Below are 14,143 nucleotides of genomic sequence, written 5' to 3' on the forward strand. Positions count from 1 at the left end.
TTCATCGCAGTAAATACAGTGGCTATTTATGCATTTAAGGTTTAAAAAGGTTTGTTACTAATGACAAAATTATCGTTACCATCTCATTCACCTCTATTAACAAAAAACTTTGTTTATGGTGTGGCTACGGCATCATTTCAAATTGAAGGCGGGTATGAGCATCGCCTGCCCTGTATATGGGATACCTTTTGCGATACACCCAATAAAATAGCCGACAGCTCAAATGGGCATGTTGCCTGCGATCATTACAACCAGTGGCAAAATGATATTGAATTAATCGACTCGCTTGGCGTAGATGCGTATCGACTTTCTATCTCTTGGCCGCGCGTTATTACCTTATCGGGCGAGCTAAACCCAGAGGGCGTAAAGTTTTATACTAATATTCTTGATGAGCTTAATAAGCGCAACATTAAAGCGTTTGTAACGCTATATCACTGGGATTTACCTCAACATTTAGAAGACAAAGGCGGCTGGTTAAATCGCGATACAGCTTATGAATTTGCTCGCTATGTAAAGCTTATTAGCCAAGCATTTGGCGAGCGGGTATTTTCGTACGCGACCCTAAATGAGCCATTTTGCAGTGCCTTTTTAGGCTACGAAGTAGGCATACATGCCCCAGGTTTAGTGGGCAAAGAGTACGGTAAAAAAGCGGCGCACCATTTATTGCTTGCCCATGGTTTGGCAATGGATGTGTTAAAACACACCTCGCCTAATACTCAAAATGGTATTGTGCTTAATTTTACACCTTGCTACCCATTAACGCAGTCAGCAGAGGATATAAACGCAGCTCGTTACGCCGATGATTATTTAAATCAATGGTATATGAAACCAATAATGGATGGCCAATACCCAGAAATTATAAAACAGCTTCCTAGCAATCAGCAGCCTGAAATCCACCCAGGCGATATGGACATAATTTCACAATCTATTGATTACTTAGGCATTAATTTTTATACGCGCCAAGTATACAAAGCGCACCCTAGCGATATATACGAGCCACTTGCTCCACAAGGGCCTTTAACCGACATGGGCTGGGAAATTTACCCGCAGTCGTTTACCGATTTACTTGTAACGCTTAACAACACCTACACCTTACCGCCTATTTATATAACCGAGAACGGCGCAGCTATGCCCGACACCATTAAAAATGGCGAGGTAAACGATGTAGATCGCCTAAACTATTATCATAGCCACTTAAATGCCGTGCACGATGCCACAGCGCAAGGAGTTAATATTATTGGTTACTTTGCGTGGAGCTTAATGGATAATTTTGAATGGGCTGAGGGCTACTTAAAACGCTTTGGTATTGTTTACGTTGATTATAAAACTCAGCAACGTACTATAAAAGCCAGTGGCCAAGCTTATAAGAGCTTGATACAAAGCCGTAAATAGCCAATAAAAGCTATTCGATTAATCGCATAAATAAAAATCAAAAAGCGAGAACCTAACATCATGATAAGTGTAAAAGAAAAAATAGCCTATGGCCTTGGCGATACGGCAAGTAATATTATTTTTCAAACAGTTATGATGTTTTTAATGCTTTACTACACAGATGTAGTAGGGCTTTCTCCAGCGGTGGTAGGCACCATGTTTTTAGTGGTTAGGTTGTTTGATGCCATCACCGACCCAGTTATGGGCAACTTAGCCGATAAAACCCAGTCGCGCTTTGGACATTTTAGGCCCTATTTATTGTGGCTTGCCCTGCCCTTTGCGCTTATTAGTATTTTAGCTTTTACCACGCCAGAGCTTGAAGGCACTGATAAAATTATTTACGCCTTTACTACCTACACCTTGCTTATGGTGGCGTATACCGCCATAAATATTCCTTATTGTGCATTAGGTGGCGTGCTCACTAACGATGTAAAAGAGCGTGTTAGCGTGCAATCGTATCGTTTTGTGTTTGGTATGTTAGGCGGCGTTATTGTTGCGGGCTGTACAATGCCAATGGTTGAATACTTTGGCCAAGGCGATAACGCCAAAGGCTACCAATACACCATGACGGCAATGAGCTTGCTTGGCTTAGTGTTATTTTTACTGTGTTTTTTTGGTACTAAAGAGCGCGTAGAGCAACCGCCTGAGCAAAACCTGTCGTTGTTTAAAAGTCTAAAAACCTTAATTAAAAACGATCAATGGCGAGTCCTGTGCGCTGCCGCGCTATTTTTACTCACTGGCCAAGTATTACGTTTAACCTTAGGTGTTTATTACGTTAAATACTATTTAGGGCAAGAAGATTTAATTACCTCCTTCATGACCCTAGGAGTGGTTGCCAGTATGGTTGGGTGTGCGTGTGCTCAGCCGTTGGCTAAGCGATTTTGTAAAATAAAAGCCTATATTAGTTTGCAGTTAATCGCTGCGGGCATATGTATTGCGAGCTATTTTATCTCCCCTGATAACATTACCTTGGCATTTGCCGCCTTTATTCTGTGGAAGTTTTTTTTAGATATGGCCACCCCGCTACTATGGGCAAAAATGGCCGACACCATAGACTACGGGCACCACAAAACTGGGGTAAGAATTACTGGCCTTGTATATTCGGGCGTTATATTTTTTATAAAAATGGGTGTGGCGTTAGGCGGTGCAATTGCAGGCTGGCTGCTGTCTTTTTATAATTATCAGGCGCAAACAATGCAGAGCGTTGATACGCAGCAGGGTATTTTATTATCGTTTACTATTATACCGGCGTTTGGTTCTTTGTTTGTTGCATTTATTATGCGTAAATACACGCTCAACAACGCACAGTTAGCCTCTATACAGGCATCGCTAAAAACTAGTGCTAGTTAACATTTGGTGGGTACGGTATTATTTGCCCGCCAAAATAAAGGATATAAGTGAGTTAACAATAACATGGCCACAATTTATGAAGTGTCGGAGCTTGCTGGCGTATCGTTAGCTACAGTGTCACGGGTAATGAATAAAAACACCCGCGTAAGTGAAAAAACCACTAAAAAAGTACTCGATGCAATGCAGCAGCTGGGCTATAAACCCAACTCTATTGCGCAATCGCTTGCCTCAAACAGAACCAACAGCGTGGGTATTTTGGTCTCAGAGCTTCATGGTCCTTTCTTTGCTCAAATGATGGCAGGCATAGAGTCAGCCCTGCGCGCTGCAGGTAAGCACGTTATTATTACCACCGGTCACAGTGAAGACGATAAAGAAAAAGACGGCATTGAATTTTTAATTAGCCGCAAATGCGATGCGCTAATTTTACATGTAGAATCAGTCAGTGATGACTACCTAATTGAGCTAAGTAAAGGTAAAACCCCTATTTACCTTATTAACCGATACGTACATTCACTTGAAAGTAACTGCATTAGCCTAGATAACGAACTCGGCGGCTACTTAGCCAGTAAATCTATTGTTGAGCAAGGCCACACAAATATTGCTTATATTGCGGGGCCTCAAGTTAAAGCCGATGCCAGAAACCGTTTAAAAGGCCATAAAAAAGCACTGCACGAAAAAAACATCCCTTTTAATGAGGCGCTGTTTTACGAAGGTGATTTTAACGAAATTGGCGGCAGCAAAGGCCTTGAAAAACTACTCAACACGCGTATTCCATTTAGTGCTTTAGTGTGTGCCAACGATGAAATGGCATCAGGTGCTATGAAATACGCCCGTGAGCATGGCTTTAATTTACCAAACGATTTGTCGGTTATTGGCTTTGATAACGTTATATTTGCCAATTATCTTTACCCTACACTTACCACCATAGATAACCCAGTAGAAGAAATGGGTGAAATGGCTGCAAAAATGGTGCTACAAGATGTGTATCAGTATAAGAATTTACACATAAACCGCGTGTTTGAACCCACCCTTATAAAACGTGACTCAACACAAGCACTGCCAAAATAACGCATAAAAAAACGGCGCTATATTAAGCGCCGTTTTTATTAACCCCTAGTAACTTATTTTGCTATCCAAGGGGTTACTTTAACTACGTTTTCTATATCACCGAGCAGATTTACGTCATCTTCCCAGTTATCCTGTACAGCAAAGTAGCAGATTGATTTTTCGCACTGTATATGTGGGTTATTAAAGATCACAGGCTCTTTAAATGTTACAGCAACGCCTTTTTGCTCAGGCAATAAAAACCACATGAGCTTACTAACAAAAAAGCCTGATAAATCTGTTAAAAGTTCATCTAACTCGTTATTAATTGTGTACAACGAATCTTTAGTTAAACTAAGCCCTTCAAACTCGCTGGCCTCAATTTGCAATTTTAACTGACAATCGTGATCAGGGTTTTGTGGCTCTACAACAATAACGGCTTTATCCGTATCGAGCTGCTTATCAAACGGTAAAAGTAACTGTGCTTTATCGGTAAAATTAAGCGGGTATTCGTTATTTTCAGTTAAAATTGTGCCGTTTTTAATAGCACATGCCTCGTTTGTGGCAATATCGCTAATGTAAAAGTTAACCCTTGCATATTGAAAGTCGCCATTGTTAACCACTTTTAATCTATCGTAAAAGCCATCGTACGACATAACAAACTCTTTGGCATTGACGGTACTTGCCGCCAAACTTAATAAAATGAGTATGGCGTTAATATTTATAAGTCGTTTTTTATTCATCAAAGTAAGCTCTGTTTTGGTTAATCATGGTGTTTAGCTCTTCTATGTAGGCCTCGCCGCGCTCTGAGTACGACATTAAACCATGCGTTAGTGCCGTTGCTGAAATGGGCTTTTGCTGTTGTCGTAAATTTTCGCGTATTAGGCGTAAATCTTTGTAGGCATTATGCGTGTTAATATTTCTAAAATACGAGCTTACTGCTGCGCGTACCGACTTAAATGCAGCAACTTCGTGCGCCGCTCCGCTATTGCGGCGCCTTGGCACCATACCGCAGCCTTTTGAATAGCACCATTGGCCAAAAAAGTTAAGCCCTATGCGTGCAAAGCGCGATGTACCCCACGCCGACTCATTCGCCGCTTGCATTAGCGCAAGCTCTTTAGGAATAATATCAACACGGCGCAGCGCTTGGCTTAAAATTAGGGTGTTTACTGTTTCAGGTAAGCCATAGGCTTTTAAAATATTAACGATGTCGCGCTGTTGTTTTTTCTCGAGCGGTTCGTTGTATTCAAGCATCATACGCGCAATTTCTAACTTAGCGCGTTGCTGTAATATTTTTTTATTTTCAGCCTCAACATGTGGGCGAATAAAATCAAAAAAGGCCTGTTTTTTCTCTTTTACATCAGCAAATTCAGAAAATTTAGGTAAGGTAACATTGTGCAGGGGTTTTTCTTTTTTCTTTACTGTTTTAGGTTGTTCACCTGTGGTTTGTTCTTCAACCTCTTGCTCATTACTTTGCATAAACGGATATGCAAGCGCCCATAAAAAAAATACGCTTAGTAACAGCTTTAAAATGGTTTTTAGCATGTAGTCTCTCTTTCAAACAACAATTATGCATGGGTAATACACACACATACGAAACCCCATTATACCTAAGCCACTATATAAACGCGAATAACACCCTGTGTGTAACCCTTTAAGGGCCACGCTTTGCTAAAAAATGCTAAAGTGGCTGCTTGCGATAAATATATTATCCACCAGCTAAGGTTATGTACTTGTTCATTCGCAATTTATTAGGGCATGGGTATACTGAGCTTATACCGTGTATAACAACGTTTTGTGAGTAAGCAGTATGGATAAGCAATGGCAAAGCCGAATAATAGAACAGTATAAAAATCGCCCTAATGATAATCGCTCCCCCTGGCAGGTAGACCGCTCTCGTATAATTCATGCCGCAGCTTTTAGGCGCTTACAAGCAAAAACCCAAATTATGGGGATAGGCTTAAACGACTTTTATCGCACACGCTTAACGCATTCTTTGGAGGTATCGCAAATTGGTACCGGCATATTACGGCATTTAAAAGCACAGCACAGCGATTTTGAACACTTCCCCTCTACTGGTTTATTAGAAACCTTATGTTTAGCCCACGATATAGGCCATCCCCCGTTTGGCCATGGCGGCGAAATTGCCTTAAATTATATGATGCGTGAGCACGGTGGATTTGAAGGCAACGCACAAACATTGCGTATAGTGGCTAAACTTGAGCCTTACTCTAACGGCCACGGCATGAACCTAACGCGCCGCACGTTGCTTGGCTTTATTAAATATCCCGCATTTATAGACGATTTATGGCACACCATTCCGAAGGTAAATAACACACGCTCATTTATAAAAGCAGATGATTGGCGCCCCGCTAAAGGCTTATACAAAGACGATGCACAAATATTTAAATGGATCATTGCCCCTTTAAGCGACAACGACAAAGCGCTATTAACTAGCCATACGCCAATAGATCAGTTCCGTGCAAAAACCCGTTATAAATCGTTAGATAGCGCCATAATGGAACATGCCGATGACATAGCATATGCAGTGCACGACCTAGAAGATGCCATAGCCACTAAAGTACTCACATTAGATGATTGGCAAACACACGCATTACCCCACTTAAACGCGCTTAATTACGATTGGTTAAACACTAAATTAGACTCGCTTACCCAACGCTTATTTTCAAAAAACGATTTTGAGCGTAAAGATGCCATAGGCGAGCTAGTAAATATGTTTATTATTCATATTCATTTAGATGTTCAGCATGGTGATTTTGAGTGCCCTATTTTAAAGTACACTGCAAAGCTAGACCCACAGTACGAGCACGTTTTACAAATACTTAAGCATTTTGTATTTAATCGCTTAATACGCGACCCAGAAATGCAGCAAATAGAGTTTAAAGGTCAAAACTTACTGATTGAATTATTTACCGCTTTTGCCAGTGACCCTCTGCGTTTATTACCCGAAACAACGCAAGCGCTTTATCTAGACGCTGAAAAACAAAACCAAGGGATGCGCATAATATGCGACTACCTAAGCGGCATGAGCGATGAATACGCCTATAAAACCTATCAGCGGTTATTCTCACCAGTACAATAAAAGCCACGAGCACATCTTGCTAAGCGTTTAGTTAAAGGAAGAGCCTGTGTAAGGGTTATTGCAAATAAAAAGGCGTGCGCAGGAGGCGTTATCGAGTCCACTCGGTTACAAACCTTGCGCCGCAGTTAAATAACCTCTTGTTTGCAAAAATTTTTCCTGCAAAATTTAGCAGGCCCTTGTATATTTAATAAACTATAAAAATAAGAGCATTGACTATGAACACACCACACACTTTTAACTCCTTTAAAGCGTTTTACCCGTATTACTTAAAAGAGCACCGCAATGTAACCTGCAGAAGGCTTCACTTTATTGGCAGCACGCTAGTACTTGTTGTCATTTTTATTGCATTAATCAAGCAGCAATATAGCTTGCTGTGGTTATTACCGGTTATTGGCTACGGATTTGCTTGGGTTGGGCATTTCTTTTTTGAAAAAAACCGCCCCGCCACTTTTAAGCACCCCCTTTATAGCTTATGGGGAGATTGGGTCATGTTTAAAGATATACTTATCGGTAAAATAAAATTTTAATTTTTATATTATTTTATTATAAAAATCACTCGCAACCTTTTTAAACGCTATACAAATTTCAGCTTAAATAATCTGCTCTTTATATGTTAATTTATTTAACATATAAAAGGTGGGTTATACACTTAATTTAAAAAAAACACTGAGTCACAGCCATTATTAAATGGTGTACACACTGCTCTTACCTGTTAATTAAAAGTAAACCTCATGGTTGCCAATTATTTTAATATCCATCAGATACTTACAAACCCTAGCCTATTTATAGCTTTTACCTCATTTAGTTTTATTAATTAAACCTTGTAACTATATATCCTTTAATTTTAATTGAATGTTATTCAATTGACTCATTTTGTTAATGCGGTTTATGTTCTCAAAGCAGCTCCATTAAAAAGTAGCGGCTATAAAAACAAAAATTTTAAATCAATGGGTGATCAGATGAGGATTAACAACATGAATAAAAGCCTACCGTTTAGGTTAAATAACTTAAAAGTGAGTACAGCAGTGGCTGTGGGCGCATCGCTTTCGCTATTTGGTGCGTTTACTGCCCACGCGGCACAGCAAACACCTCAAGCACAAGAAGATATAGAGCAAATAAGCGTTATTGGCTCACGCCGTTTAGGGCGCACAGTTGAAGACAGCGCCGTACCTATTGATATTATTGGCGCTGAGGCGCTTACCAGTTCAGGCCTTACGGAAACAAACGCGCTACTGAGCAATTTGTTACCAAGTTTTAACTTTCCACAGGCATCGCTTACCGATGGCAGCGACCATGTACGCCCTGCACAACTACGTGGTTTAGCACCCGATCATACCTTAGTGCTGGTTAATGGGAAGCGTCGTCATAGTAGCGCACTGCTTAATTTAAATGGTTCAACGGGGCGTGGCTCATCTTCTGTAGATTTAAATGCAATACCAGCTAATGCTATTGAACGCATTGAAGTTTTACGCGATGGCGCTGCGGCGCAATACGGCTCTGATGCTATAGCGGGTGTGATTAATATTGTACTTAAAAGCGCAAGCAGTGGCGGCTCCCTTGCGGCTATTTATGGGGCAAATATCACCGAGATGGATGGTGTACCTCAGCTTGAATCGGTATCTGAGGGTAGCGATGGCAACCTAGCATTTACCGAAGGCGGCGATCGCTCTTTAACCGATGGGCAAACGCTCACTTTGCAAGGTAATATTGGCTTAGAGCTTGGTGATAATGGCTTTTTAAACATTTCGACCGAATACCGCGACCGCCACTCTACTAACCGTGCCGATTACGATCAACGCGAAAACTACGACCGATTAGAAGATGGCTCGCTCGACCCCCGCGAGTTTGCAGTTAACCGCTATAACCATAACTTTGGTAATGGGGATGTAGAAGACCTATCGGTTTTTTATAATGCAGGGTATCAGCTAGCTAACGATGCAGATTTGTATTCATTTGGCTCTTACTCTAAACGTGAAGGTGAAGGCGCTGGTTTTTATAGACGCGCAAGCGATAGCCGTAATATAGAAGAAATATACCCCGACGGTTTTTTACCTGTGATCACCTCAGATATAAACGACTACTCACTCGCGTTAGGTGTTAAAGGCTTTATAAGTGATTGGAACTACGATGTATCGGCTGTGTATGGTGAAGATGCGTTCGAATTTGGTGTAACCAATAGTTTAAATACGTCATACGGCCCCACTAGCCAAACACGCTTTGATGCAGGTACGCTGACATACGATCAACTTACTTTAAATGTTGATTTAAGCCGCGAAGTTGACGTCAGCTTTTTAGAAAGCGCAGTAAGTGTTGCCATAGGGGCTGAGTATCGCACAGAAGGCTATCAAATAGAAGCTGGCGAAGAAGCCTCATACGCACAAGGCTCATTTGGCCCAGGTGGCGTAGTCACAGGCGAAGATGGCCCATTTGGTGCAGCAGGTGCGCAAGTATTTCCAGGCTTTACACCTGAATCAGAAGGTGACAACAGCCGCCACAATGTAAGCTTTTACATAGACTTAGAAACCTACCTGACAGATGATTGGAACTTAGCTGTGGCAGCCCGTTATGAGGATTACTCAGATTTTGGCGATACACTTAACGGCAAAATTGCAACGCGCTATTCGTTAACCGAAGATTTAGCCATACGCGCTTCAGCCTCAACAGGATTTAGAGCACCTTCATTACAACAGCAATATTTTACCTCGGTTGCTACCGTATTTGTTGATAGCGTTCCGACCGAAACCGGCACCTTTGCACCAAGCAGCGATGTAGCCAAAGCGCTTGGCTCACCGGGCCTTGATGCCGAAGAAGCCACTAACTACGGGGTTGGCTTTACCTGGTCTACCGACTTTAATTTCAGCTTATCGGTTGATTACTATCAAATACTAATTGATGACCGTATTGTTTTATCTAACAATTTATCGGGCGCAGCAATAGAAGAGTTGCTAGAAGGTACGGGCGCTAACCAAGGCCGCTTTTTCTTAAACGCTATAGATAGTAAAACGCGTGGTGTTGATGTGGTTGCCTCGTACAACTTGATCACCGATGGCTATGGTGATATTGCCTTTAACTTAGGCTATAACTACGGCAAAAATGAAGTCACTGATATTATTGACCCGCCCGCTGAGCTGCAAGGTGCTGGGTTTGATCAAGACAACTTGTTCTCAGGTACAGAGCTGCGCCGCTTTGAAGTAAGCACCCCGCGCAATAAATATAATTTAAGTGCTACATGGACCCATGATGCGCTGCGTACCACACTTAGAACTACGCGTTATGGTCAAACCCAAGACCCTTCATCAACGCCTGAACTAAACGAGGTATTAAAGCCTAAGTGGATCACTGATTTAGATGTAGCCTATGCCGCTACCGATAACCTAACGCTTAGTTTAGGTGCCAATAACATTTTTGATGTATACCCAGATCCTACCCGCGAAAATGTAGAAGAAGTCTCTACTTTTTCTCGCTTGTTTGCTTATTCGAGCTTTTCGCCCTACGGATTTAATGGCCGTTACGTGTACGGCAAAATAGAAATGAAGTTTTAAGCGCTAAACATTTCAGAATGTACTCAAAAACACAAAAGCCACCTAGTCGGTGGCTTTTTAGTGCGAACTGCTCAAATCAATTAGATTTTAGTTAACCAGCCGTGTTTGTCTTCACTTTTACCCCATTGAATATCGTTCAATGCTTGGCGTAATCGCGCTGTTGTAGGGCCTGGCTCGCCACTGCCTACTTTGTATTCTTTATCATTATGAATAAACGTGCCTACCGGCGTTAACACCGCAGCAGTGCCTGAAAGTGCAGCTTCTGTACCTGGCTTTGCAGCACGCTCTAAAAGCTCGGTAACGCTAAAGTTACGCTCGCTTACCGTCATGCCTAAATCTTTTGCAATGGTTAAAATGCTATTGCGCGTTACACCATGTAAAAACGTGCTATCAAGCGCTTTGGTAATAATTTCGTTACTATCAATAAGAATAAAGTTAGCTGCACCTGTTTCTTGTACGTCGCCACCTGGGCAAAACAAGATTTGATCGGCTTGGTATTTTTCGCGCGCTGCGCTAATTGGTGCAAGTGCACTGGCGTAGTTACCGCCACTTTTTACCATGCCCATGTGCGGGGCACAGCGCATGCCATCTTCTTCAAGTAATACACGCAGCGCAGTAGCGCCGCCTGTAAAGTAATCGCCAACTGGCGATAAAAGTGTATATAACAACGAGCTTATTGACGGCGCAGCCGCTTTACCAATGGCAGCCTCTGTTCCTATGTGAGTTGGGCGAATGTACATAGAGCCTGGTGGTAATGGCGTTTCATCAGCATACTCTTTAACAATCTCGATAATCATGTCTTTTAGCATTTGCCCATCAAAGCTTGGTAAGCTTAATAACGCAGAGCTTTGCTGCATACGCGCAATATTTGCATCTATTCTAAAAATATAAATAGAGCCATCTTCGTGGCGAAAAGCTTTCAAGCCTTCAAAACACGTGCTTGAATAATGAAGGACGTGCGCGCCCGCATGAAGTTCAAGTTTATCGGAAGGGACGATTGAGCTTTCGCTCCATTGGTTATCAGAAAAACGAGCTTGAATCATCTGCGGCATAAACACGGTACCGAATGCGGCCATTTTAATCTCTCTTGTGTGGTCTATTTTTCTCCATTGTATGACATTCATGCATCATTTAACCATAGCAAAACTGAGGCTTTTTTAATTATCAAAAAGAATTTTTTGCAACTGCTGTTTATAAATTGGCCATAATGTTAGGCACATACAAAAAAGCCGATTAATGCACCTTCATTAATCGGCTTTTTAAAGGCACATTATTTATTTAAACGAGTACCTTATAATACGTTTTAATACCGAGCTATACTGCTTAAAAAAACCACCTGTATGATAATCAATGCCGTGTTTTTGCATAACGGCTTGCACTTGCGGGGCCACTTCTTGATAGCGAGAGGACGGCATATCAGGAAATAAGTGATGCTCAATTTGGCAACTTAAATGCCCAGTTAAAACATGAAACCAATGCGGGCCTGTAATATTAGATGAGCCCAATACCTGGCGATAATACCACTGCCCTTGCGTTTCGTTTATGCAGTCTTCTTCTTTAAAGGTTTCGGTGTCCTCGGTAAAGTGCCCACAAAATATTATGGTTGAGGTCCATAAATTACGGATTAAATTTGCCAGTAAGTTGCCTGCTAATACCCATAAAAACAAAGGGCCTGCCAATAAAGGAAATATCACATAATCTTTTATTAATTGGCGCGCACCTTTACTAAAAAAGCGCTGTTTTAGGGTAGAATGCGATACACCCCCTTCGCGGTTTTCTTTCTTTTTACCTATAAACACACGCTCCGCTGCCAGTTCGTGATACGACACCCCCCACTGAAACAGCACACTTAAATTAATATACGTAATAAACTGCCATACATTTTTTAAGCGCCATTTAAAATCATTGCTTAAACGCAATAAGCCATAACCAAAGTCGCGGTCTTTACCAATAATATTAGTGTAGGTGTGGTGTTCAAAGTTATGAACGCGATGCCAACTTTGCCCATCGCAAGCAATATCCCATTCGTAGTGTTGTGAGTTAAGCTGCTTGTCGTTCATCCAATCGTATTGGCCGTGCATAACATTGTGGCCAATTTCCATGTTGTCTAAAATTTTTGCCAGCGCTAATAACAGTACACCCGCAACCCATAAAAGTGGCTGAATAAAGCCCAGCATAAGTAAAATACGGCCACTCCACTCACATAGCCGCTGCTTTTTAACAACCGAGCGAATGTAGTTTGCATCTTGTTGCCCTACTTTGCCTAGCGTATCCATTTTTATGCTATCTAAATCGTGGGCTAACTGATCAAAGTTTATGTTTTTCATAGCTGTAACTCCAAGTCGCTAACAGGTTGACTTACACACAGTTGAATTAACTGCTCGCCGTTATCACTCAACTCACCAGTTTTTAAATTACGCACCACGCCTGACTTTTTAATGCACTGGCACTGGTGGCAAATACCAATGCCACACCCGCGTTTAACCGGTAATTGTTTTTCCTCAAACTGTGCTAACAATGCGTTATTAGCATTTACGACATGAGCGCTGCTATTAATCTGTACGTTAAACAGACTGTCGTCATTTTGGCTTGGCAGCGTTAAACCAAATGCCTCTTGGTAGTAATTTAAATGGTGTTTTTTAGCAAAGTCACACACCGTTTTCATAAAGTTTGCAGGCCCACAGCAGTATATGTCTGGGTTTTCCCATACATTTACATGGCGAGTAATATCATCTGATTGCTCGCGTGTGAGCAGTAAAAACGAAAAATGCGAAAACTGGTTTGCTAATGCGCTTAGCTCGTCTACACATTGGTGCGCTGCGGCTTTGGCATAATAAATCAGCGATACTTTTTGTGTGGTATGTTTTAAATGCTCACTAATCATGGCTAGCATAGGTGTAATACCCGAGCCGCCCGCTATAAACGTTGCATTGTTTTGGGTGTTTTTATAAACAAAGTCGCCACTAGGCGCTGAAATATTGCACCACTCACCGACTCGTAAAGCACTGCTTAAAAGGCTTGTAAAACGCCCTTGCTCATTAGTTTTAATTAATAAACGCACCAAGCCCGTAGTTTTAAATTGCACAGGGCTTGAGGCAACCGTAAACACACGAGTTAATAAACGCCCGTTTATTTCTACCGTTAAACTAATATGTTGCCCAGCAATGTGTGCCTGCCAGTGCTGAGTAGGCTTTAAGGTAATACTTAAAAAATCACCATTGTGCTGCGTCAGCTCTTCTATTTTTGCTCTATAAAGACCAGCACGCCACGCAGGCTTAACCATTTGCATAATGGGCTCAATGTAGCCTGCAAAGCTTTGATGGTGTAAAAACCACTTCGAAAATTGGTCTAATACTTTAGTAATCATCACTATTAATCTCTTGGATATTAAATATTGAATTTGAACTTACATGTGTACGCTCAAACTTCAGCGCACAAGTGTACGCCCAAAAAAATTAATTTCAATAGTATTAGAGTAAATATTCAGTTTTTTAGCACGGTTTTTACGCAGCTCACTAATTTAAAGCGCTGTACTAAAGCCTCAATTAAGGTGTAATAAATAGCTGTTTAAAATATTAAAACCAGCCATACAGCACTGCGGGTAAACTCTTCATGATTGAAATATATATAGTTTTTATTAAAGCGCTACATTTAGCAAAATCTGCAGCAGCAT

At 41.4% G+C, this 14,143-nt stretch carries 11 protein-coding genes; 6 read left to right on the forward strand and 5 right to left on the reverse strand.

The features are described from left to right. Positions 1–60: 60 nt before the first annotated feature. The 3 genes from CWC04_RS06845 to CWC04_RS06855 all read left to right on the forward strand — a co-directional run bounded on the left by CWC04_RS06845 (position 61) and on the right by CWC04_RS06855 (position 3,849). Entirely contained in the window at positions 61–1,392 is a 1,332-nt protein-coding gene (locus tag CWC04_RS06845; RefSeq protein ID WP_096041555.1) for a GH1 family beta-glucosidase, read from the forward strand. Between the two features lie 60 nt (positions 1,393–1,452). Continuing rightward, the gene (locus CWC04_RS06850) at positions 1,453–2,781 is read left to right on the forward strand and encodes a glycoside-pentoside-hexuronide (GPH):cation symporter (RefSeq protein ID WP_138684966.1); all 1,329 of its coding nucleotides are present in this window, start codon (positions 1,453–1,455) and stop codon (positions 2,779–2,781) included. A gap of 63 nt (positions 2,782–2,844) precedes the next feature. Then, entirely contained in the window at positions 2,845–3,849 is a 1,005-nt protein-coding gene (locus CWC04_RS06855; RefSeq protein ID WP_096739481.1) for a LacI family DNA-binding transcriptional regulator, read from the forward strand. Positions 3,850–3,902: 53 nt separating this feature from the next. Here the strand turns inward: CWC04_RS06855 and CWC04_RS06860 are convergent, their stop codons facing one another. Both CWC04_RS06860 and CWC04_RS06865 read right to left on the reverse strand, forming a co-directional pair. Further along, on the reverse strand, positions 3,903–4,568 hold the full coding sequence (locus tag CWC04_RS06860; protein WP_171038564.1) for a DUF2987 domain-containing protein: 666 nt from the start codon (positions 4,566–4,568) through the stop codon (positions 3,903–3,905). Then, entirely contained in the window at positions 4,561–5,370 is an 810-nt protein-coding gene (locus CWC04_RS06865) for a glucosaminidase domain-containing protein (protein WP_138684967.1), read from the reverse strand. The genes CWC04_RS06860 and CWC04_RS06865 overlap by 8 nt, the downstream gene beginning before the upstream one ends. A gap of 265 nt (positions 5,371–5,635) precedes the next feature. Between CWC04_RS06865 and CWC04_RS06870 the strand changes: the two genes are divergently transcribed. The 3 genes from CWC04_RS06870 to CWC04_RS06880 all read left to right on the forward strand — a co-directional run bounded on the left by CWC04_RS06870 (position 5,636) and on the right by CWC04_RS06880 (position 10,470). Beyond that, a complete protein-coding gene (locus CWC04_RS06870; protein WP_138684968.1) occupies positions 5,636–6,928 on the forward strand; it encodes an anti-phage deoxyguanosine triphosphatase in 1,293 nt (430 codons plus the stop codon). A 215-nt stretch (positions 6,929–7,143) separates the two neighbouring features. Beyond that, the gene (locus CWC04_RS06875; protein ID WP_138684969.1) at positions 7,144–7,455 is read left to right on the forward strand and encodes an Mpo1-like protein; all 312 of its coding nucleotides are present in this window, start codon (positions 7,144–7,146) and stop codon (positions 7,453–7,455) included. Between the two features lie 447 nt (positions 7,456–7,902). After that, a complete protein-coding gene (locus CWC04_RS06880) occupies positions 7,903–10,470 on the forward strand; it encodes a TonB-dependent receptor plug domain-containing protein (RefSeq protein WP_138684970.1) in 2,568 nt (855 codons plus the stop codon). A gap of 80 nt (positions 10,471–10,550) precedes the next feature. On the opposite strand, the gene CWC04_RS06885 is transcribed toward CWC04_RS06880, so the two are convergent. From CWC04_RS06885 to CWC04_RS06895, 3 genes are all read right to left on the reverse strand, one after another. Beyond that, entirely contained in the window at positions 10,551–11,594 is a 1,044-nt protein-coding gene (locus tag CWC04_RS06885) for a branched-chain amino acid aminotransferase (RefSeq protein WP_138684971.1), read from the reverse strand. A gap of 150 nt (positions 11,595–11,744) precedes the next feature. Next, positions 11,745–12,797, reverse strand: coding sequence for a fatty acid desaturase family protein (locus CWC04_RS06890; protein ID WP_138684972.1), 1,053 nt, complete (start codon positions 12,795–12,797; stop codon positions 11,745–11,747). Beyond that, positions 12,794–13,837, reverse strand: a complete 1,044-nt coding sequence (locus tag CWC04_RS06895) for a flavin reductase family protein (RefSeq protein WP_138685026.1) — start codon at positions 13,835–13,837, stop codon at positions 12,794–12,796. Before CWC04_RS06895 ends, CWC04_RS06890 begins: the two co-directional genes overlap by 4 nt. Positions 13,838–14,143 lie beyond the last annotated feature (306 nt).

The sequence above is a fragment of the Pseudoalteromonas sp. S2893 genome, from assembly GCF_005887105.1.
GTDB lineage: Bacteria > Pseudomonadota > Gammaproteobacteria > Enterobacterales > Alteromonadaceae > Pseudoalteromonas > Pseudoalteromonas atlantica.